Source organism: Stenotrophomonas sp. YJH_SMC_46 (assembly GCF_059370315.1).
This window is the reverse complement of the sequence record NZ_JCAFTO010000002.1, coordinates 252060-273600: the sequence shown is the minus strand read 5'-3', so window position 1 is coordinate 273600 and position 21541 is coordinate 252060. Positions and strand designations below refer to the sequence as shown.

At 66.8% G+C, this 21541-nt stretch carries 17 protein-coding genes and 1 pseudogene; 10 read left to right on the top strand and 8 right to left on the bottom strand.

Annotated features, from left to right (window positions below; all coding sequences use genetic code 11):
• Positions 1-13: 13 nt before the first annotated feature.
• Positions 14-1513 (bottom strand): peptide MFS transporter, encoded by a 1500-nt coding sequence (locus tag AC5P8C_RS06250; protein ID WP_005419890.1) that lies wholly within the window; start codon positions 1511-1513, stop codon positions 14-16.
• Between the two features lie 181 nt (positions 1514-1694).
• Entirely contained in the window at positions 1695-2570 is an 876-nt protein-coding gene (locus AC5P8C_RS06245) for a tryptophan 2,3-dioxygenase (protein WP_019661529.1), read from the bottom strand.
• A gap of 335 nt (positions 2571-2905) precedes the next feature.
• Between AC5P8C_RS06245 and pdhA the strand changes: the two genes are divergently transcribed.
• Genes pdhA through AC5P8C_RS06225 form a run of 4 tightly spaced genes read left to right on the top strand, consistent with a single transcriptional unit; the run spans position 2906 to position 6791 of the window.
• Complete coding sequence (pdhA, locus tag AC5P8C_RS06240; RefSeq protein WP_019661530.1) at positions 2906-3988, top strand: pyruvate dehydrogenase (acetyl-transferring) E1 component subunit alpha; 1083 nt, start codon at positions 2906-2908, stop codon at positions 3986-3988.
• A complete protein-coding gene (locus AC5P8C_RS06235) occupies positions 3981-5048 on the top strand; it encodes an alpha-ketoacid dehydrogenase subunit beta (protein WP_495218454.1) in 1068 nt (355 codons plus the stop codon). Before pdhA ends, AC5P8C_RS06235 begins: the two co-directional genes overlap by 8 nt.
• 1 nt (position 5049) lies before the next feature.
• A complete protein-coding gene (locus AC5P8C_RS06230) occupies positions 5050-5403 on the top strand; it encodes an SH3 domain-containing protein (protein WP_005411349.1) in 354 nt (117 codons plus the stop codon).
• Complete coding sequence (locus AC5P8C_RS06225) at positions 5400-6791, top strand: dihydrolipoamide acetyltransferase family protein (RefSeq protein ID WP_019661532.1); 1392 nt, start codon at positions 5400-5402, stop codon at positions 6789-6791. Before AC5P8C_RS06230 ends, AC5P8C_RS06225 begins: the two co-directional genes overlap by 4 nt.
• A gap of 136 nt (positions 6792-6927) precedes the next feature.
• Here AC5P8C_RS06225 and AC5P8C_RS06220 read toward each other — a convergent pair whose 3' ends face one another.
• The 3 genes from AC5P8C_RS06220 to AC5P8C_RS06210 all read right to left on the bottom strand — a co-directional run bounded on the left by AC5P8C_RS06220 (position 6928) and on the right by AC5P8C_RS06210 (position 8865).
• Positions 6928-7314: a VOC family protein gene (locus tag AC5P8C_RS06220; protein WP_233653638.1), complete on the bottom strand. Its 387-nt coding sequence runs from the start codon at positions 7312-7314 to the stop codon at positions 6928-6930.
• Positions 7315-7522: 208 nt separating this feature from the next.
• Positions 7523-8230 (bottom strand): helix-turn-helix transcriptional regulator, encoded by a 708-nt coding sequence (locus AC5P8C_RS06215; RefSeq protein WP_019661535.1) that lies wholly within the window; start codon positions 8228-8230, stop codon positions 7523-7525.
• Positions 8230-8865, bottom strand: a complete 636-nt coding sequence (locus tag AC5P8C_RS06210; RefSeq protein WP_043399430.1) for a Rossmann-fold NAD(P)-binding domain-containing protein — start codon at positions 8863-8865, stop codon at positions 8230-8232. The genes AC5P8C_RS06215 and AC5P8C_RS06210 overlap by 1 nt, the downstream gene beginning before the upstream one ends.
• A 107-nt stretch (positions 8866-8972) precedes the next feature.
• On the opposite strand from AC5P8C_RS06210, the gene AC5P8C_RS06205 reads away from it, so the two are divergent.
• Positions 8973-10511 (top strand): GGDEF domain-containing protein, encoded by a 1539-nt coding sequence (locus tag AC5P8C_RS06205; protein WP_126560935.1) that lies wholly within the window; start codon positions 8973-8975, stop codon positions 10509-10511.
• 95 nt (positions 10512-10606) lie between these two features.
• On the opposite strand, the gene AC5P8C_RS06200 is transcribed toward AC5P8C_RS06205, so the two are convergent.
• Positions 10607-11533, bottom strand: a complete 927-nt coding sequence (locus AC5P8C_RS06200) for a DUF808 domain-containing protein (protein ID WP_126560936.1) — start codon at positions 11531-11533, stop codon at positions 10607-10609.
• Positions 11534-11740: 207 nt separating this feature from the next.
• On the opposite strand from AC5P8C_RS06200, the pseudogene AC5P8C_RS06195 reads away from it, so the two are divergent.
• A pseudogene (locus AC5P8C_RS06195) lies at positions 11741-13387 on the top strand (ABC1 kinase family protein); the annotation flags it as partial.
• Between the two features lie 244 nt (positions 13388-13631).
• On the top strand, positions 13632-15737 hold the full coding sequence (locus AC5P8C_RS06190; RefSeq protein ID WP_495218453.1) for a phosphoglycerol transferase I: 2106 nt from the start codon (positions 13632-13634) through the stop codon (positions 15735-15737).
• A 531-nt stretch (positions 15738-16268) separates the two neighbouring features.
• Here the strand turns inward: AC5P8C_RS06190 and AC5P8C_RS06185 are convergent.
• Both AC5P8C_RS06185 and AC5P8C_RS06180 read right to left on the bottom strand, forming a co-directional pair.
• Positions 16269-18635: a DUF3772 domain-containing protein gene (locus AC5P8C_RS06185; RefSeq protein ID WP_495218452.1), complete on the bottom strand. Its 2367-nt coding sequence runs from the start codon at positions 18633-18635 to the stop codon at positions 16269-16271.
• Positions 18636-18776: 141 nt separating this feature from the next.
• A complete protein-coding gene (locus tag AC5P8C_RS06180) occupies positions 18777-19025 on the bottom strand; it encodes a hypothetical protein (RefSeq protein ID WP_006474562.1) in 249 nt (82 codons plus the stop codon).
• A gap of 182 nt (positions 19026-19207) precedes the next feature.
• Here AC5P8C_RS06180 and AC5P8C_RS06175 point away from each other — a divergent pair, with 182 nt between their 5' ends.
• The 3 genes from AC5P8C_RS06175 to AC5P8C_RS06165 all read left to right on the top strand — a co-directional run bounded on the left by AC5P8C_RS06175 (position 19208) and on the right by AC5P8C_RS06165 (position 21464).
• Entirely contained in the window at positions 19208-19702 is a 495-nt protein-coding gene (locus tag AC5P8C_RS06175) for a lipocalin family protein (protein ID WP_019336294.1), read from the top strand.
• A 121-nt stretch (positions 19703-19823) separates the two neighbouring features.
• Positions 19824-20252, top strand: coding sequence for an SMI1/KNR4 family protein (locus AC5P8C_RS06170; RefSeq protein WP_019336293.1), 429 nt, complete (start codon positions 19824-19826; stop codon positions 20250-20252).
• 3 nt (positions 20253-20255) lie between these two features.
• Positions 20256-21464: an NAD(P)/FAD-dependent oxidoreductase gene (locus tag AC5P8C_RS06165; protein ID WP_019336292.1), complete on the top strand. Its 1209-nt coding sequence runs from the start codon at positions 20256-20258 to the stop codon at positions 21462-21464.
• The last annotated feature ends 77 nt before the right edge of the window (positions 21465-21541 follow it).

Genomic DNA, 21541 nt, shown 5'->3' with positions numbered 1-21541 from the left:
TACCCTCTCATCATCATTTGACGCCGTGCATCAGCTTGTTGATCAGCGGGGCGATCAGGAACAGCACCACGCCGGAGCCGATCAGGGCCCAGAACCCGAAGGTATACCCCTTCAGGGCCGACTCGACCGTCATGCCGCCTTCACCACTGACCACGCCAGCGAAGATGCCCGACAGGTTGTTGCCGATGCCGGTGGACAGGAACCAGCCACCCATGCCGAAGCCGACCAGGCGCACCGGGGCCAGCTTGGTCACCATCGACAGGCCGATCGGCGACAGGCACAGCTCACCCACCGACTGGATGACGTAGACCATGAACAGGGTCCAGAACGGGATCTTGCCGTCCACCACCATCTGCGACAGGGCGAACATCAGCAGCGCGAAGGCGGCGCCGTTGAACAGCAGGCCCAGGCCGAACTTGCGCGGGATGGACGGATTGGCGCGGCCCATGGCGACCCAGATCCAGGCGATCACCGGGGCAAGGGTGATGATCGCCACCGAGTTGACCGACTGGAACCACGCGGTTGGGAAGGTCCAGCTGCCGAACTGGCGGTTGACGATGTTCTCGGCCAGGAAGGTGAACGAGCTGCCGGCCTGCTCGAAGAACATCCAGAACATCACGTTGAAGGCGAAGATGATCAGCATGGCGATCACGCGGTCGCGCTGCACCTTGCCTTCGCGGATGCCCTCGACCAGCAGCAGGACGGCCAGCGCGGTGAACATCGCACCCAGGATCCAGGCCAGCGCGGTGGCGCCGGTGGCCAGCAGGAAGTACGCGACCGGGATGGCAACCACGGCACCGGCCAGCACCATGATGATGCGGCCGAAACCTTCAGCGCCGGCCGGCGGTGCGCCGATGCCCTTCAGGCCGGCACGACCGATGTAGAACCACACCAGCGAGATCAGCATGCCTACGCCCGAGGCGATGAACACGACCTTGTAGGACGGCATCGCATCGGTACCGAACACCTTGCGGGCCAGGTACTCGGTCAGCACCGGGGCGATCATCGCGCCGATGTTGATGCCCATGTAGAAGATGGTGAAGCCCGAATCGCGGCGCTCGTCCTTCAGCCCGTACAGCTTGCCGACCATGGTCGAGATGTTGGGCTTGAACAGGCCGTTGCCGACGATGATCGTGGCCAGGCCGAGCTTGAAGATGTGCTCCTGCGGCAGCGAGATCATGAACAGGCCGGCGGCCATGATGATCGCGCCGGTCAGGATCGAGCGCTGGTAGCCCAGTACCCGGTCGGCCACGTAGCCACCGAAGATCGCCGCGGCGTACACCAGGGCCAGGTAGGCGCCATAGATGCGGCTGGCGTCGCCTTCACCGGCAGCGCTGCCGTTGTAGAACTGGGCGACGATGTACAGCACCAAGGCCCAGCGGATGCCGTAGAACGCAAAGCGTTCCCAGAACTCGGTCATGAACAGCATCCACAACGGGCGCGGGTGGCCCAGCGTGGTCTTGAAGTCCGGCAGCGCCGGCTCTGGGGTGTTCGCAGTGGCGTTTACGCTCATGCGGATTTCCTGGTTCGGTGGATGACGAGCACGTCCGCTGTGCAGTTGAAGCAACGCGCGAGGATCACCGACTTCTGGCGTTCACGTCAAATACACGCCGTTTGAGGCAGGTGGCAGCCTGCTCCCTGAACTTGCATCTGAAACGATCCAGCCGCCGGCTGGGATCCAAGCTGAATGGGGATCAACCCAGCGCTGTCGGGGGCGCGGCCTGCAGGCTGGTGCGCACCTGGAACAGCTCGGGGAAGAAGGTCAGCTCCAGTGCCTTGGCCAGGAAGCCCACGCCGGACGAGCCACCGGTGCCGCGCTTGAAGCCGATCACCCGCATCACCGTGCGCATGTGGCGGAAGCGCCACAGCTGGAAGGCGGTCTCCAGGTCCACCAGGTCCTCGCACAGCGCGTACTCGCGCCAGTAGCGGTCGGTGTCCTGGTAGATGCGTTCGAAGACCGGCTGCAATGCGTCGTCGGCCACGTGCGGCTGGGTCCAGTCGTGGGCCTCGTAGACCGCCGGCACGGGATGGCCGAAGCGGGCCAGGTACTTCAGGAACTCCTCGTACAGGCTCGGCGCCTCCAGCACGGTGCGCAGCTGCGCCTGCCCGGCCGGGTCATGCTCGAACACCTGCAGCATCTGCGCGTTCTTGTTGCCCAGCAGGAACTCGATGTAGCGGTACTGCAGCGACTGGAAGCCCGACGACGGGCCCAGCACGTCGCGGAAGCCCATGTACTCGGACGGGGTCAGCGTTTCCAGCACCGACCACTGCTCGGTCAGCTGGCGCAGCACCTGCTTGCTGCGCGCCAGCACCTTGCGGCACTGCCAGACTTCATCGCGCTGCAGGAAGCCGATTGCGGCACGCAGCTCATGGCCCAGCAGCTTCAGCCACAGCTCCGAGGTCTGGTGCTGGATGATGAAGAGCATCTCGTCATGGTGCGGCGGGCTGGACAGCGGCTGCTGCGCGCTGAGCAGCTGGTCCAGCCGCAGGTAGCCGCCGTAGGTCAGGCGCCCCTGCAGGTCGGTGTGGATGCCGGCTTCGAGATCGCGTTGGTTGTTGTCGACGGACATGGGCGGGACCAGATCGGGGGCGGCAAGGGTAGCGCGTTGCCGCCGCGCTGGCAGCCGCCGGGTCCATACCGGAGCGTGCGGTTGGCCGTGGAGCATCGGCCGATCCCGGGCCTGCGCGTGGAACCGTCCAGGCCGTTGTACTGGCGGTCAGCCAGAGGCGTATTCTGATGCTTTGCAGCAACGACTGAATACGTTGTTGTTATTGGCCCCCCACCCGCCGGCAGGGGTAAAACGGGGAATCCCCGTGTTGCGGCGCAGGAAGGCTATTCCGTACGCGTTCCTTAACATGGCGATTCATATCATTTGTAACTTCTCTGTCGAAGGTGCAGTACGCAATGACGGTTGCCGCTGAATTCAAGATCGAATACCTGCAGTACCTGGACACGGACGGCACGCTCGTCCGTGACGACCTGCCCGCGTCGCTGCGCGACCCCAAGGTCCTGGTACCGCTGTTCAAGCAGATGCTGTTCGTACGCACGTTCGACAGCAAATCCATCGCGCTGCAGCGCACCGGCAAGCTGGGCACCTATGCCGCCTGCCTGGGCCATGAAGCCGCGCACGTGGGTATCGGCGCGGCGATGCAGAAGGACGACGTGTTCGCGCCTTCGTACCGCGAGTATGGCGCGATGTTCATGCGTGGCGTGCGCCCGCACGACGTGCTGATGTACTGGGGCGGCGACGAACGCGGCAACGATTACGGCGGCAACGCGGCCAAGGACTTCCCGTTCTGCGTGCCGATCTCCACCCAGTGCCTGCATGCCGCAGGCGCGGCGCTGAAGTTCAAGCTCAACAAGGAACCGCAGATCGCGGTGGCGGTGTGCGGCGACGGCGGCAGCTCCAAGACCGACTTCTACGCGGCACTGAATTCGGCCGGCGCCTACAAGCTCCCGCTGATCCTGTGCATCGTCAACAACGGCTGGGCCATCTCGGTTCCGCGTTCGGCCCAGACCGGTGCCGAAACACTGGCGCAGAAGGGCCTGGCCGGCGGCCTGCACTGCCTGCAGGTGGATGGCAATGACCTGATCGCGGTGCTGGCGGCCATGGAGCAGGCGCGCGAACGTGCGCTGGCCGGCGACGGCGGCACCGTGCTGGAACTGATGACCTACCGCCTGTCCGACCACACCACCGCCGATGACGCGCGCCGCTACCGCGACGACGCCGAAGTGAAGGATGCCTGGCAGCGCGAGCCGATGCTGCGCCTGCGCAAGTACCTGATCAACGCCGGTGTGTGGAGCGAAAACGAAGAGACCGCCTGGGTCGCCGAGTGCGGCACGCGCGTGGACGAGGAAGTGAACCTGTACCTCAACACGCCGGTGCAGCCGGTCGAGGCGATGTTCGACTTCCTGTATGCCGATCCGCCGCCGGACCTGCTGGCCCAGCGTGCCCAGGCGATCGCCTTGGAGAAGCGCCATGGATGAGATCAAGAACGGCGCGCCCGGCGCGCACACCAACGCCGCCGACAGCGCTGCGGTCGCGCGCGGAGAAGAGAGCATGACCACCACCCCGATCACCCTCATCGAAGCCATCACCCAGGCGCTGGCCTGGGAGCTGGAACACGACCCGTCGGTGCTGGTGCTGGGCGAAGACGTGGGCGTCAACGGCGGCGTGTTCCGCGCCACCGCCGGCCTGCAGCAGCGCTTCGGTTCCGAACGCATCCTCGACACCCCGCTGGATGAAACCACCATCGCCGGCCTGACCATTGGCCTGGCCGCGCAGGGTATGAAGCCGGTGGCAGAAGCCCAGTTCGATGGCTTCATGTACCCGATGGTCGACCATATCGTCTGCCACGCCGCACGCCTGCGTTACCGTACCCGTGGCCGCCTGCACTGCCCGATGGTGCTGCGCGTGCCGTGGGGCGGTGGCATCCGCGCGCCGGAACACCACAGCGAAGCCAACGAGGCGATCTTCACCAACGTGCCGGGCCTGCGCGTGGTGCTGCCGTCGTCGCCGCAGCGCGCCTACGGCCTGCTGCTGGCCGCGATCCGCGAGCCGGATCCGGTGATCTACATGGAGCCCAAGCGCATCTACCGCCAGTACAAGGAAGTGGTCGTCAACGACGGCGAAGCCTTGCCGCTGGACGTCTGCTTCGTGCTGCGCGACGGCACCGACGTGACCCTGGTGACCTGGGGCGCGCAGGTGAAGGAAGCGCTGGAAGCGGCCGACAAGCTGGCCGGCGAAGGCATCAGTGCCGAAGTCATCGACGTGGCCACGCTGCGTCCGCTGGACTTCGCCACCATCGCCGAATCGGTGGCCAAGACCGGCCGCTGCGTGATCGTGCAGGAGGCCCCGAAGACGGCGGGCTTCGGCGCCGAGATCGTCGCGCGCCTGGCCGAGGAATCGATCTACGACCTGCTGGCCCCGGTCGAGCGCGTCACTGGCTACGACACCCACATTCCGCTGTTCCGCCTGGAAATGAAGTACCTGCCGAGCGTTGAGCGGATCGTGGCTGCGGCCAAGCGCGCGGTGGCGGCCGGCTGACATGCGGGCCCGCCTTCTGGGGGCTTACCGCAGCCAGTATCCCAACCCGCTCCGGTTCCACACCGGCCAGATCGTCGAAGTAGGTGTGCGTGACGAGGAATGGCCGGCGTTTGCCTGGGTACGCACCAACGATGGGCGCGCTGGCTGGGCGCCCATCGCCTGGTTGCAGCTGCTGGACGAGGGTCGCGCCGAAGCGCTGTGCGACTACGACGCCCGCGAGCTGGATGTGGAAAGCGGCGAGATGGTGAAGCTTCATCACGAACACGGCGGGTGGTGGTGGTCCGAGCGCGCCAATGGCGCGACGGGTTGGCTGCCGGCCCGCGAACTGGAACTGCTGGAAGAGAACTGCAAATGAGCCAGACCAAGAACTTCAACCTGCCCGACCTGGGCGAAGGCCTGCCGGACGCGACCATCGTCGAGTGGTTCGTCAAGGAAGGCGATGTGATCAAGCTGGACGAGCCGCTGGTCTCGATGGAGACCGCCAAGGCCGTGGTGGAAGTGCCCTCGCCGTTCTCCGGCAAGGTGCTGAAGCTGTCCGGCGGGGCCGGCGACATCATCCCGACCGGCTCGGTGCTGGCCAGCTTCGAACTGGACCCGAACCTGCCGCAGCGCGCCGATGGCCAGGACACCGGCCACAGCCATGGCCACGCCGCACCGGCCGCGCCGGCTGCCGCACCGACCCCGCCGCCGCTGCCGGCTGCACCGGTCGTTGCGGAAGAAGCCAAGCCCGCCGCTGCCGAGCGTGATGACGCCGGTACCGTGGTCGGCGCGATGCAGAGCTCCAACACCGTGCATGCCGAACAGGCGCTGGCCGTCGGCGGCGTCAAGGCCGTGCCGGCCGTGCGTGCGATGGCGCGCAAGCTGGGCGTGGACCTGAGCCGCGTGGCCGCTACCGGCACCGATGGCGCGGTGACGATGGCCGACGTCAAGCAGGCCGCCGCCAACGGCACCGCCAAGCTTGGCGCCGCTCCGGCACCGGTCGCTGCCACGGCGTATGCAGCGCCGGCCCCGGCGCAGGTGTCTGCCCCGGTGCAGAGCGAAGCCCGCACCCCGCTCTCCGCCGCCGGCAAGCCGATGCGCACCCAGCCGCCGGGCGTGGTCGCCAAGGGCCAGCCGGAACCGCTGAAGGGCGTGCGCCGCAACATGGCCCGCGTGATGGCCGACGCGCACAGCAAGGTCGTGCCGACCACGCTGAACGACGACGCCGACATCCACGCCTGGCTGCCGGGCAACGACGTCACCGCGCGCCTGGTTCGCGCCATCGTCGTTGCCGCACAGAAGGTGCCGGCCATGAACGCCTGGTTCGACGGTGAAGCGCTGACCCGCACCCTGCACGCCCAAGTGGACATCGGCATCGCCGTGGACACCGACGACGGCCTGTTCGTGCCGGCCCTGCGCAATGCCGACATGCTCGACGCGCGTGGCATCCGCGAGGGCGTCAATCGCCTGCGCGAGCAGGTGGAATCGCGTTCGATCGCCGCCTCGGAACTGAGCGGCTACACCATCTCGCTGTCCAACTTCGGCATGTTCGCCGGCCGCTACGCGACCCCGGTCGTGGTGCCGCCGTGCGTGGCCATCGTCGGTGCCGGCCGTGCCCGCCACCAGATGACCCCGGTGATGGGCGGCGTGGAAGCGCACAAGGTAATCCCGCTGTCGGTCACCTTCGACCACCGCGCGGCGACCGGCGGCGAAGCCGCCCGCTTCCTGCGCGCGATGATGGACGACCTGGCACTGGCCAGCTGATCGGCCACCTGACCGGTAGGTGCCAACCGTTGGTTGGCACATGAACTGGAAAAACGTCGGGCACAGCCCGGCGTTTTTTGTGCCTGCTCCGTCGCGCTCCATCCACGCATGGCGTGGATCTACACAATGCGGGCGATCAATCGCGCGCGACCAAGCCCTCGGCACGGCTGTAGACCCGCAGGCGGTGGCCATCAGGATCTGCCCCGACAAAGGTATGGCCGAACTCCAGCGTCACCGGCGCCTGCAGGATCTCCACACCAAGAGCGCGCCACACATCGTGCATCTGCTGCACGGCGTCGGGGTTGGCCACCACCATTGCCAGTTCGGCGGCGCCTGCCTGCGCGGACACCGGCGGTTGCACGTCGTCGCGCTGCCACAGGCCAAGTGCGGCGCCATCGCCGAGCAGGAACAGGGCGAAGCCGGGCGACTGCTCGACCGGCGGCTTGCCGAGGATGCCGCTGTAGAAGGTGGCGCTGGCGGCGACGTCGCGCACGTACTGCAGCAGGGTGCTGGGCTTGAACATGGGGAAGCTCCGTTGTTGGGAGCGATCATGGTGGTACGGCCCTGCTGACAGATTCTGTCAGTAGAGTCGACTGCCGGTAGAGTCGACTGTTGGTAGAGTCGACTGTTAGTCGACTGCTCTTCCCTCAACCTGCCTAAAACTCCGCGCTGCGCGCGATAGTCGACTAACAGTCGACTCTACACGCCCCGGGTCCCGGCTGTTGCTGTGGTTATGAGCGATCCAGCCAGTCCGGCGCGATGCCCTGCGCCTTCTGCCAGCGTCGCAGCAGGGTGGCGCGTGGCACGAGGTAGTGATCCTCCAGCACACGCGCCTGGCGGATGCGGTCCAGACGGAAATGGCGGAAATCCTCGCGGCGCTCGCACCACGCCGCCAGCATCGGCACCTCATCGAAGTAGCCCAGCGCGAACGGCCAGACGATGCGCTCGCTGCGCTGGCCGTGCGCGTCCTCGTAGCCGAAATTCAGGCGCTGCTGTGAACCGACAGCCTCTCGCACGGCCTGCAGACGAGCTGGGGGAACCTTGGCCGCCGCACGCGAAGGGCCCACCCGCAGGCCACTGTCACGCAAGGCCTCGCGCCGCGCTGCGGGCAACACATGCGCGATACGCGCCAGGGCATCGCGTGCGGCTTCGGCCAACGCGGGTTCGGTACGGGCCGCAACCCAGCGCAGGCCCAGCACCAGCGCATCGATCTCGGCCGGTGGCAGGGTCATCGGCGGCAGGGTATCGCTCGGCGCCAGCTGGTAGCCGACGCCGGCCTCGCCACGCAGGTCGGCGCCCTGCTCGCGCAGGGTCTCGATATCGCGGTACAGCGTGCGCAGGCTGATACCCAGCGCATCGGCCAGCACCTGCCCCGCGACCGGCCGTCGATGACGACGCAGCAGCTGCAGCAGCTGGGTCAGGCGCAGCGCTCGCGACATCAGCCGACCAGCGCGCGCGACGCCACCACGTGCTCGCCCGGTTGCGGGGCCAGCGCGGCCTCGACCAGTGCCTTGGCGATCTCGCTGGCCGGGTTGATCCGCCACGCCCGCGGCAGTACCGGCCCCAACGCGCCGAGTACCGTCAGTGCGAAACGCTCGCCGCGACGCACCTCGTTGCGCTCGCCACCGATCAGCCCTGGGCGGACCAGGGTCAACGAGTTGAAGCCCAGCGCGCGCAGGTCACGCTCCAGCTCGCCCTTCACCCGGCTGTAGAAGATCGACGACTGCGGGTTGGCGCCGGCCGCGGAATTCAGCACATAGGTACTGGCCCCCTGTGCCTGTGCGAGCCGTGCGAACGCCAGCGGATAGTCGTGGTCGATGCGATGGAAGGCCTCGCGGCTGCCGGCCTGGGCAATGGTGCTGCCCAGCGCGCAGATGACCGCGTCTACGCGCGCCCATTCGGGCGAGGTGGGCAACGCGTCGAAGGCCAACACCGGGTTCTCCAGCTTCCCGTGGGTTACGCCCAACGGGCGGCGAGTGGGCGCCACCACGGCGCTGCAGCGCGGGTCGTCCAGCAGCCTGGGCAGGGTCAGCCCACCGACCAGGCCGGTCGCCCCCAGCAACATCACGCGCATCAGCACCTCCACTGCGGCATCCTGTCGCCCATCCTAGCCGTTCAAGCCGTCGGCGGCCGCGCCGATATGCTGGAACCAGTCCCTGCCAGCCCCCCAGGATTCGCTCCATGACGGACCAGCCCGACCACCGCCCTGCCCCCGGTACCGCCCTTGGGCCGCCGGCACGCGTGCGCGCGGTGGTGGACGATGGGCTGGGTGACCGCGTGGTGCTGCAGGGCGGCGGTGGCGTGGCCCTGCAGCAGCTGTTCGCAGGCGCCGACGCGCCGGAACCGCTGCTGGCGGCGTTCGCCAACGGCATGGCCACCCTGCCGGGCGAGCTGGGCGACATGGGCGACCGCCTGCAGTCGGCGCAGGCCAGCGCCGATTGGCCGCGCTACGGCCGCGCGATGCGGCAACTGATCGACAAGTACATCCGCACCATCGAACAGCATTCGCCGGACGGGCAGCCGGAAAGCCTGCGCTTGTCCGAGCAGCTGCGGCTGCTGCTGGGCGGTGCGGTGGTGGCCCTGCTGCAGCACGACCCGGACCTGCGCGAACAGGCGCAGGCCCTGGCCACGCGCCTCCGCCAGTGGCAACCGGGTACCGCACTGGAGCCGATCGAACAAGGAGTGCGCGAACTCGGCCACCAGGTCGGTGTGCGTGCCGAGAGCTGGCAGGAGCAGCAGGCGCTGCTGCTGGAGCTGTTCGCGCTGCTGCTGGAGAACGTCAGCGAGCTGCTGGATGACCGCAGCTGGCTGCAGGGCCAGATCGCGGCAGTACGCCAGCTGCTGGACGGGCCGTTGGAAGCGGAAGCGGTCGAGCGCACCCGCGCCGAACTGCGCGAAGTGATCTACAAGCAGGGCCTGCTGCGCCAGGGCATCGACGATTCGAAGGCGGCGATGCGCGGGTTGATGGGCGAGTTCATCGAGCGCATGGATGGCATGGCCACCAGCACCGGCGAATACCACGACCGCATCGGCAGCTACGCACTGCAGCTGCGCGAGGCGCGTAGCATCGCCGACCTCAACCAGTTGCTACAGGACGTGATGCGCGACACCGGCAAGGTGCAGCAGCAGGCCGCGCAGGCCCGCGATCACCTGGCCAGCGCGCGGCAGGAAGTGGAACGCGCAGAGCAGCGCATTGCCGAGCTGGAGCAGGAACTGCGTGCTGCCGGTGACCTGGCGCGTATCGATCCGCTGACCCAGGCACTGAATCGCCGCGGCCTGGACGAACTGCTGCAGCGTGAACTGGCGCGTGCCATGCGCAACAACTCGCCGCTGGGCGTGGCGGTGATCGATCTGGATGATTTCCACCTGACCAACGAGGCGCACGGTCACGCTGGTGGCGATGCTTTGCTGCAGCACCTGGTGGCCGTGTGCAAGCTGCTGCTGCGCGCCACCGACGGCATCGCACGGCTGGGCGGCGACGAGTTCGTGCTCGTGCTGCCGGAAACCCAGGGCGCCGACAGCATGGCCACCGTGCAGCGCCTGCAGCGTTCGCTGGCCCATCGCGTGCTGACCGTGCAGGACCAACGCGTGCCGGTGCATTTCAGCGCCGGGCTGGCGCAGTGGCAGCCCGGTGACGATACCGAAACCCTGCTGCGGCGCGCCGATGACGCGCTGTATGCGGCCAAGCGGCAGGGCAAGAACCGGGTGCAGGCGGGCTGATGATCCAGCGTGCAGACGCTGTAGCGCCCGAGCCCATGCTCGGGCGGCGGCGCTCAGCGCCGTAGAGCAGCCGAGCGTGGGCTCGGCTCTACAGATCATTTCCCGCGCAGCTTCTGCAACCCGGTCACCGCCGCCAGCACGATGGCGCCGGCGATGATGCCGACCACCATGTTGGCCGCAGCACTGATCAGCCAGCCCCACTGCCCTTCGCCGCCCAGGGCCTGCACCGCGTGGTGCAGCGCCGGCACGTTGTGCACCAGGATGCCGCCGCCGACCAGGAACATGGCGATGGTGCCGGCCACCGACAGGAACTTCATCAGCCACGGCGCCGACGCCACCAGGCCTCGACCGAAGGCGGCAATGGCACCGCCCTTGCGCGACAGGTACAGCCCAACGTCATCGAGCTTGACGATGCCCGCCACCAGTCCGTAGACGAACACGGTCATCGCCAGTGCGACCACGCTCAGCGTGAGGATCTGGTTGGTGAACGACGCAGTGGCGACCACGCCCAGGGTGAGCACGATGATCTCGGCCGAAAGGATGAAGTCGGTGCGGATCGCGCCCTTCACCTTGTCCTTCTCCCACGCGACCATGTCCACCTGCGCGTCAGCCAGCGCCTTGCGGCGTTCGGCCTGGCGCTCGGCATCGTCGTCGGAGGAATGCAGGAAGCGGTGCGCCAGCTTCTCCACGCCTTCGAAGCACAGGAAGGCACCGCCGATCATCATCAGCGGCACGATCAGCGGCACGTTCCAGCCGCGGCTGCGCAGCCACGCTTCCAACGCACTGATCGCCAGGGCCGCCGGCACCAGGATGACCTTGTTGACCAGCGAGCCCTTGGCCACCGCCCACACCACTGGCAGCTCGCGGTTGGCGTTGACCCCGGTCACCTGCTGCGCGTTCAGCGCCAGATCGTCGCCCAGCACACCGGCGGTCTTCTTCGCGGCGACCTTGGTCAGCACCGAGACATCGTCGAGGAGGGTGGCGATATCGTCGAGCAGGGCGAACAGGCTGGCACCGGCCATGGGAAGTCCAGAGAGGGAATGAGCGGATTCTGACCGATCCGGTGTGGACTGCGGAAGACGTCGGATTCACCGCGTGCCCACCGCCCCCCGGCGACACTGCGGAATCCGGACATTGCCGGCCCGTGGCCGGCGCTACCTGTCTTCGTCGCATGGGAGTTCCGCTTGAGCAATCCGCCCACCGCCAATGGCAATCCTCCGCTGGTCAAAGGCATGAACCGGCGCAGCCAGATCCTGCGCCTGCTGATGCGCTATCGCCATTCAGGGGTGTTCTCGGGCATGAACCTGGATGCCGCGGGCAATCCGGCCGACGTACCGGCAGATGGCAACCCGGAACAGTTCGTCAGTGATCTGGAAGCGCTGGGGCCAACCTTCGTCAAGCTGGGCCAGATGCTGTCCACGCGCCCGGACATGGTGCCGGTAGAGTTCGCCACGGCGCTGGAGCGCATGCAGGAAAAGGTAGCGCCGATTCCCGTCGAGCGCATCCACGCCATCATCGAGCAGGAGCTGGGCGTAGGGGTGAACAAGCTGTTTGCCGCGTTCGACCCCGAGCCGCTGGGCTGCGCATCGATCGCGCAGGTGCATCGGGCCGTGCTGCACGACGGACGCCAGGTGGCGGTGAAGGTGCAGAAGCCTGAAGTGGCCGCACAACTTCGCTCGGACCTGGAGGCGCTGCGCAGCTTCGCGCTGGCCGCCGACCACCTGACCCAGGTGGGCCGCCGCGTGCGTCTGCGCGACTGGCTCAACGAATTCGCCAAGACCCTGATGCAGGAGCTGGACTACCACGCCGAGGCCGAGAACCTGGCCCGTTTCGGCCGGCATCTGAAGCCGTTCCGCCGCCTGTGGATACCGCAGCCGCTGTGGGACTACAGCAGCCAGCGCGTGCTGACCATGGAACTGGCCACCGGCGTGCGCGTGGATGCGATTCCCGATGTGCGCCGCACCGAACAATCGATGGACCCGCTGGCGGCCGCGCTGATCCGCGGCTACCTGGACCAGATCTTCGTGCACGGCGAGATCCACGCCGACCCGCACCCCGGCAACCTGCGGGTGATGCCCGATGGACGGCTGGCGATCTTCGACCTGGGCATGGTCGCGCACATGCCGCCGCGCCTGCGCGAGCGCTTGCTGAAGATCCTGTTCGCAGCGGTCGATGGCCGCGGCGAGGAAGTGGCTGACGACCTGATCAGCATCAGCACGCGGCTGGAGGCGTTCGACGAGGAACGTTATCTGCGCGAAACCGGCCAGTTGATCGCGCGTTACGCCGCCAGCGGCACGTTCTCCGAAGGCCGCGTGGTGCTGGACATGGTGCGCATCGCCACCGCCTGCGGCCTGCGCACGCCGCCGGAACTGAGCCTGCTCGGCAAGGCCCTGCTCAACCTGGAAACCGTGTGCCGGCTGCTGGCGCCAGAGCTGGACACGCGCCGCATCGTCGAGCGCCAGCTGCAGCATGTGATGCGTGCGCGCCTGAAAAAATCACTGTCCGCAGCCAACATCGCCAGCGAGGCGATGGAGCTGCAGCAGCTGCTGCGCGATGGGCCGCGCAAGCTGTCGGACATCATGGCCCTGCTGGCCGAGAACCGTCTGCAGATGAAGGTGACGGGCCTGGAAGAATCGCGGCTGATGGAGAACCTGCAGAAGATCGCCAACCGCGTGGCGGCCGGCATCATCAGCGCGGCATTGATCATGGCCGCCGCGATGATGATGAAGATCGACACCGGCTGGCACCTGTTCGGCTATCCGCTCATCGCCCTGATTCTGTTGTTCATCGGCGTAGTGCTCGGCCTTGGCATCGTAACCAGTGCATTGCTGTTCGACCGTCGTGCGCGGGCACGCGAAGAACGCGGGCATCGCTAGCGAATCTGGGAAAAAACACGCATTCATGCGGTTTTTAATGTAATCCAACGAAGCCTTTCACGCTCGTTTTACCTTCTGAGCGCGATTGCGCGCGCGTCATTTCAACAAACATTTCAGTCAGGTTCGTGCATGCACTATCGGGTCATCGGCCTGTCACATGCATGTGCTTGCGGCAGCGCCGGTCGGATGGACACGCGTCGGTACGACGTCCATCACCACCACCCCGTCACTGCCGAAGCTGCCTATGCTCTGGATACTGCTGCTGTCGTTGTTGCTGCTGTGCTGGTTGTTCCTCGCGTCCGAGAAATGGGTGTGGTGGAAGGCCAGTGCGTTCTCGCTGCTGCTGCTCATGCTCAGCGCATGGTGGCTGATCGACAAGCTGTCCGGTGATGGGCTCAACGCTGCCACCCTTTACCACCTCGGCGCCGACATGGAAGGCGCCGGTGTCTCCGACTTCAAGGGCTACATCGCCGGCTTCATCGTGCTGGCGCTGGTCTCGCTACTGCCGCTGTTCGCCACGCGGGTGAAGCGCTGGCGCCGGCCCGGCCACGGTGGCGCGCTGTTCGCGGGCTTCGCGGCCGTGTGGGTGGCCACGATCATGATCAGCCCGCTGGCCCGCGACGGCCAACGCCTGTACCAGCAGCTGCGCCCGGTCGACTTCTCCCGCATCGCCCCCGAGTATCAAGTGCCGACGCAGCCCTTGCAGCGCCCACGCAACATCGTCTGGATCTACGGCGAGAGCCTGGAGCGCACCTACCTGGACGAGAACGTGTTCCCGGGCCTGATGCCCAATCTCAACCGCCTGGCCACGAAGTCGCTGGACGTGCGCGGCCTTGCCTCGGCCGAAGGCGGCGGCTGGACCATCGCCGGTCTGGTGTCGTCGATGTGCGGCGTGCCGCTGACCACCTCGCAGGGCGATGAAAACAGCATGGACCGGATGGGTAGCTTCCTGCCCAAGGCAGTGTGCCTGGGCGACTACCTGAAGCAGCAGGGCTATACCAACCATTACCTGGGCGGAGCCAACGGCCAGTTCGCCGGCAAGGGCCAGTTCCTGGCCAGCCACGGTTTTGACGAAGTGCATGACCTCGCCTGGTTCAAGCAGCAGAAAAAGATCGGTCGCATCCACTACTCAGCCTGGGGCGTGCACGACGACGTGCTGCTGGATACCGCCTACCAGCGCTTCGAACAGCTCTCGCGCGCCGGCTCGCCGTTCATGCTCACCACGCTCACCATGGACACCCACCACCCGGCGGGCCACCTGCCGGTGTCGTGCAAGGGCGAGCGCTACCAGAGCCAGTACGGCAACATCAACATGCTCAACGCGCTCAAATGCAGTGACCGGCTGATCTCGCAGCTGGTCGAACGCATCCAGGCCAGCCCGTACGGCAAGGACACGCTGATCGTGATCGCCTCCGACCACCTGGCGATGCCCAACGATCTGACCCACATCCTGACCCGGCAGAAGCGCGAGAACCTGCTGCTGTTCCTGAGCGATGGCATTGCGCCGCAGCAGCTCAGCGCCGACGCCGGCACCACGCTGGATTCGGGTGCGACTCTGCTCAGCCTGCTGGACCCGAACCTGAAGACGATGGGCTTCGGCCGTTCACTGATCGACCCGCAACGCGCGCCCAGCGCCAGTGTGGCCGCGCGACGCGACCAGGGTCGCGACTACCCGCAGTATCTGGCGTTCGCCCGTTCGCTGTGGCTGGGTGAACCTACGCGTGAACTGAAGATCGACGGCGACGACCAGGTGGTGGTCGGCCTGCAGCACGTGCAGCCACCGGTGCTGCTGGAGTACGACAAGGACTGGGGTTTGAAGTCGGTCTACCTGGAGAACACCTCGCGCCAGTTCGATGACGCGGATCCGGACAACACGCTGGCCTATGTTGATCGCTGCACCGCGTTCGAGGACGGCTCGGCCGACGGCGACTGGTGTGCGCTGCTGGTCAACCGCGACAACGGCATCAAGCTGTACCGCGACAACGACCTGCGTGCCGGCATCGCCGTGGATGCGCCGCTGGATGCGTTCCAGGGACCGCGACCGAGCGTGCGCCAGGCGCACATGATCACCCAGAAGGGCCGCCGTACCCGTGCCGGCCAGTACATGTTGCAGCTGGTGGCGAGCACGCGCCCGGATCGCGGCTTCTGGATCGAAGCAGTGTCGTCGCAGCGCAAGGTGGTGCTGGCCCAGCAGTGGGTGCAGCCCGATGCCGACGGCAAGATCAACGTGACGTTCGGGCTGGACCACGAAGTGGATGATCTGGAGATCCGCGCGTGGTTGAACCATGCCGAGAAGCTGGCGGTGGATACGTTCGCACTGGTGCCGTCGCGCAGCCGACCGCGAGGGTAGGGTTCTTTGCAGGGCTGCGCCCTGCACCCGCTACAAGCCGGGGCAACAGCAACGGCAACAGCGTGCATTCCGTGGGATGGCGGGGCGGTGTCGGAGTGCGGGGACGCCGTAAATCCGTCCCTGGAGGCTTGGCAGCCGCATCCATGCGGCTGACACCCCGCACTCCGACACCGCCCCACCTCTGACAGATTCCTGCGGCTGTCGGTAGGTGTCGACCTTGGTCGACACTTCTGTCAGATATCGAAATCAATCTGGGGTCAGATCCGTTTTCCGGAGGAAAACGGATCTGACCCCAAGAGCATTTCCGACAGATCGCGGAAAACTGTCGAAGGCGGGGTGGGTCCGGTTGCGGGGGTGTCAGCCGCATGGATGCGGCTGCCAAGCCTCCAGGGACGGATTCACGGCGTCCCCCGCAACCGGACCCACCCCGCCATCCCTCAGGAAACCAGCCTTTGCTGTTGCTGTTGAAGTTGCCGGCCAGCGGCCGGCACTACCGCGGGTGCAGGGCGCAGCCCTGCAAAACAACCCCTACTACTGCGGGTCGCGGGTGATGTGGATGTCGGTCGGCGTCGACAGCGGAATGTTCCGCTCGGCCAGGATCTGCAGCAGGCTGAAGTACAGATCGCTGCGGGTTGCATACACCTGCCGCGGGCTGGCCACGTACGCGAAACTGTTGATGGTGATCTGGCCACCGGCAATGCTGTCGATGTAAACCGTCGGTGCCGGCTGCTGCAACACGTTGGTGTGCGCGGTATACGCATCCAGCAGCGCCTGCCGCAGGTTGCCGACATCAGTGCTGGGCGGCACCGCGAACTGGATCTGGATGCGGCCCTGGTTGTTGCCCATCGTCATGTTGCGCACGGTCTTGGTGACCAGCTCGGAGTTGGGCACGATCAGCGTCGACTTGTCGCCCACCTGGATCTCGGTCGATCGCAGGCTGATGCGGCGGATGTCGCCCTCCTGGTCACCCAGCTTCACCCAGTCGCCGATCTTCACCGGCCGCTCGGCCAGCAGGATCAGGCCGGAGACGAAGTTCTGGGTGATCACCTGCAGGCCGAAACCGATACCCACCGACAGCGCGCTGACCAGCAATGCCAGCTTGCTCAGCTGCAGGCCCATCGCCGACAGCGCCCAGATCACCGCGATGATGATGCCCACATAGCGGGCAACGGTACTCACCGAATTGCGCGCGCCCAGGTCCAGCTCGGTCTTGGGCAGGTAGGTGTCGGTCAGCCAGCGCTGTACCAGCTGGGTAACGGCCAGGCCAGCCAGCAGCACCAGCACCGCCAGCACGATGCGCACCGGCTCCAGCTTGGTTCCGCCAATGTCGAATCCAGACGTGAACAGCGAGGAGAAGCGCTCCACCACCGCGCCGATGTTGCCGAACGGTGCCACCAGCGCCAGCAGCGCGATCAGTACGACGATGGTGCGCAACGCCGCCGACAGCAGCACGCCGGCCTGCTCCAGACGCGACACGCTCAGGCCGGTGCTGAGCAGGATGGTCTGGCCCACCTTGCTGTCCGCGTTGAGCATCCACGTGCTCAGGTCATCAACGAACTTGAACAGCAGGGTCGCTGCCAGCACCACGATGCTGCCGCCGATCAGCTGCTGGTTCACGAACTTGGCGAAGTTCAGGTAGCCCAGCAACGTCGCGACGATGGCGGCCACCACCGCGACGTTGCCCGCCACGCGTGCCAATACCAGCCAGCTGCTGCGGCGCACCGGCGTGGCCGCGCCCACGCCATCGGCCTGTGCCTCCAGCTTGGCCTCGGCCTCGGCGGTCTGCCGGCGATGCAGGCGTGCCAGGGTCACCAGCATGGCCATGATCAGGCCCAGGTAGGTCAGGGCAATCAGGCCATCCAGCGCCACCGTGGTGACATCGCTGGTGCGCGTGGCCTGGTCGAGGGCCATCAGCACCGTGCTCAGCCAGGCCAGCGCCGCCGCGCCCCACGCGTACTTGCGCAGCTTCAGCGCGGCGGTGTCGTCCAGGTTCAACAGCCGCCATGACGGGCGCTTGGGCACCAGCATGCAGGCGCTGAGTGCAGCGATGAAGGCGGCGCGGAAGGTGGCCGTCTCCAGGCCGTCGGCCACCACCTGCAGGCGCGGCGCGATGGCATCGATGGCGTCCAGCGCCGCCATCAGCACCACCACGGCATAGCCGGGCAGCAACGTGCCGACCAGCAACAACCACATGGCCAGGCCGGAACGGCGCAGGCGTCCATCAGGCGCACGATCGGACGCGGCGAACTGCCGCCCCAAGCGGCGCAGCCACAGCCGCAGCGGGAACATCATCACCAGCGCGGCGATCAGGCCCAGCAACGGCGTGCCCCAGCCATTGGCCCGGACGCCGGCAACGAACGTATCGCGCCCCTGCTCGGCCAACGGCGCGACGCGTGCGATATCGATGGGCAGGCGCTCGGCCACCTTGCTCCACAGTGCCGGAGACAACGGCGAGGCGACCTTCTTCCCCATGTCTTCGGCGCGCTGCGCAGTGCGCTGCTGGTCGATGTCGGCTGCCAGCTGCTGGGCACGCACGGCACTGGTCTTGGCCTGCGCCACCGATGCGGCCAGGCCGTCGCGCTGCTTGTTGATCGTGCGCCGTTGCGCCGCCAGTTCGGGCGGCTCGGTGGTGCCCTCGGCAGGCGTGCCCAGCTGCGCTAGCTGTTCGTCGAGACGGTCCAGCTGCGGCTGCAGCGACTTCTCCAGCGCCTCGGCGTCACGCCGGGCCTTCGAAGCGTCCTCGGACAGCATGGCCAATGTTTCGATGGCCGCGGCATCACCACGCTTGCGGTCGACTTCCTTCAGCTTCGCATCGATATCCGCCAGCTGCTGCTTCGGCGTGGGGTCTTCATCCTGTGCCAGCACCGGCGCGGACAGCAGGAGGGCGGTGCACAGCATCAGGACCCACCAGGGGCCCCGTGCACGGATCGATCGCAGGAAAGAAGACACGCCAGCCACACCGGTTCGCGCGGACCACCGCGCCTGCGCGCGACTATACGGCACAGGCGGTAAAGGGCGGATGGGCGACGCGCAGCAATATCAGTACTTCAGGCGCAGCTCTTCCACGGTCGGCTGCTGCAGCGCGTACCAGTCCTGGAACTCTTCCTCGGTGATCTCATCGGGCGCGTACACCGCCACCGGATGCCAGTCGTGGTCGGTCGGCAGCGGCTGGCGCGGCCCGGCACGCAGGCTGTAGGACACGCCTTCGTAGTCGACCAGATCATCGACCTGCGGCCACTGTTCGCGTGCGAACGCGGATTCACTCTTCAACAGGATCACCTGGTACATCGGCACCTCCACTTCGGTTGGATCAGGAAAACACGGCGCTGGCGGCAGCATACCGCCGCACCGGTGACAACGGGCACGCCGCAGCAGCGACGGAACGTTCTGGACACGGCCATCGCCCCGGCTTCACCCGCCCATGGCAAGGCCATCGGCATCGTGGAGGCCCCCCCCTGCCACGACCGCCGATGACCGAGCACCCGCCGCTGAAGACCGTTGCCGACCTCAAGCTGCCCCGCTACCTGGGCACCTGGTACGAGATCGCACGCCTGCCAATGCGCCATGAACCGGAAGGCTGCACCGACGTGTCGGCGCACTACACCCTGCTCGACAACGGCAACGTCGGTGTCACCAACCGCTGCCGCATGGACGGCGAGATCGAAGAGGCCACCGGCGAGGCCTGCGCGATCGACAACGACAGCGCGCGCCTGGAGGTCAGTTTCCTGCCCAAGGGCCTGCGCTGGCTGCCGTTCGCCAAGGGCGACTACTGGGTGATCCAGGTCGCCCCGGACTACAGCGTCGCGCTGGTCGGCAGCCCGGACCGCAAGTACCTGTGGCTGCTGGCCCGCGAGCCGCAGCTGGACGCCACCGTGCAGGACCATTATCTGGCGTCCGCGCGCCTGCAGGGCTTCGATCTGTCCGAACTGATCCAGACCCCGCATACCGGCCAGCCCACGGCCTGATCTACGGGCAATGGTGGACGCCAACCGACTCCGCCCATGACGTTATCCCCCATCGCGACATTCATCAGCAGCAGGCAAACTTCTGGTTTAACCAGTCCCCGAGAGACATGGAAGAGCAGTCATGGAATATCACCTGACAGAGGGACAGCTCAATGGCCCGGCTGAAATGTCGGCCATTGCTGATCTGTCAGCCCGCGTGGGAGTGGCACTTCCCGAGAGTTACCTTGAATTCCTTAGGGCGCACAACGGTGGCGAAGGATTTATTGGCGACAACTACATTGTCTTCTGGAAAGCGGAAGAGGTGGTCGACTTCAATCGTGAGTATGAAGTTGAATCATACGCGCCGGGCATATTCCTGTTCGCGTCGGACGGCGGCGGGGAGGGATTTGGATTCGACACACTGGACGCAGCAATGCCGGTAGTGCGGATTCCATTCATTGGCATGGAACGTCAGTACGCCCTCCCGGTAGCGCGCGACCTCCCCGACCTGTTTGCTCGACTGCTTGCAGATCAGCCTGAGGACGAGCATGAAATCAATCCGGCAGGCTGACCCATGGACCTGAAGAGTGGCTACCCGTGGTGGGCGGTTCGCAATGGCCTGATCCACGCCTTCCCGCCGCTGCAGCAGGACCTGCGCTGCGACGTGCTGGTGGTCGGCGGCGGCATCACCGGCGCGCTGATTGCCGACGAACTGTCCCGGCATGGCCACGACGTGGCGGTGATCGAGCAGCGCGACATCGGCTGGGGCAGCACGGCCGCGAGCACCGCGCTGCTGCAGTACGAGATCGATACCCATCTGCTGGAACTGGCCCAGCGCTACGGCCAGGACGCCGCCGCGCTTGCCTACCGTGCGTGTGCCGAGGCCATTCCGGCCCTGGGCGACGTGGCGCGCGGGTTGAAGGATGTGGATTTCCAGCGCATGGACAGCCTGTACCTGGCCAGCCGCCATCGCGACGTGCCGCGCCTGATGGCCGAGGGCGATGCCCGTCGCGGCATCGGCCTGGATGCCCGCTGGCTGGGCCCGGAGGCACTGCGGGAACGTTTCGACGTTGAGGCCGGCGGCGCCCTGCTGACCCGGCAGGCGGCCCGGGTTGATCCGTATCGGCTGACCTATGCGCTACTGCAGCGCCTGCGTCGGCGCGGCGGCCATGTGCATGACCGCACCGTACTGCACAGCCTCGATGCTACCGCGCGCGGGGTGGCCGCCCGTACCGAAGCCGGTGCCACCATCCGCGCACGCCACGTGGTGCTGGCCATGGGCTATGCCAACCAACGCTGGCTCAAGCAACGGGTCGCACGCAACCGCAGCAGCTACGCCTTCATCACCGATCCCATCGATGCGGACGTGCTCGGCCGGCTGCGCACCACGATGGTCTGGGAGAGCGCCCGCCCCTACCTGTACCTGCGCGCCACCGGCGACTGTCGCCTGCTGGTCGGCGGGCTGGACGACGCCATCGACATCCCCGCCCGCCGCGACCGGCGCGTTCAGAGCAAGGCCGACCAGCTGATGAAGCAGCTGCTGCGCTGGTTCCCACGGCTGGACCCGGTGCCGGCGTTCTCCTGGGGCGGCACCTTCGCCGAGACCGCTGATGGCCTGCCGTTCTTCGGCCCGCACGAACAATGGGGCCCGCGGGTGCACTTCGCCATGGCCTACGGTGGCAACGGCATCACCTATTCGATGATCGGCGCGCAGCTGCTGCGCGCCCGGATCGAGCGGCGCACGCATGCGCTGGAGGGGCTGTTCGGGTTCGGCCGGTTGTAGCCTGCAGCCAGGCATGGCCTGGCTCTACCGTAAGCGGGCGCCGACAGGCATCATTCAAGCAACCCCTGCTAGCGTCG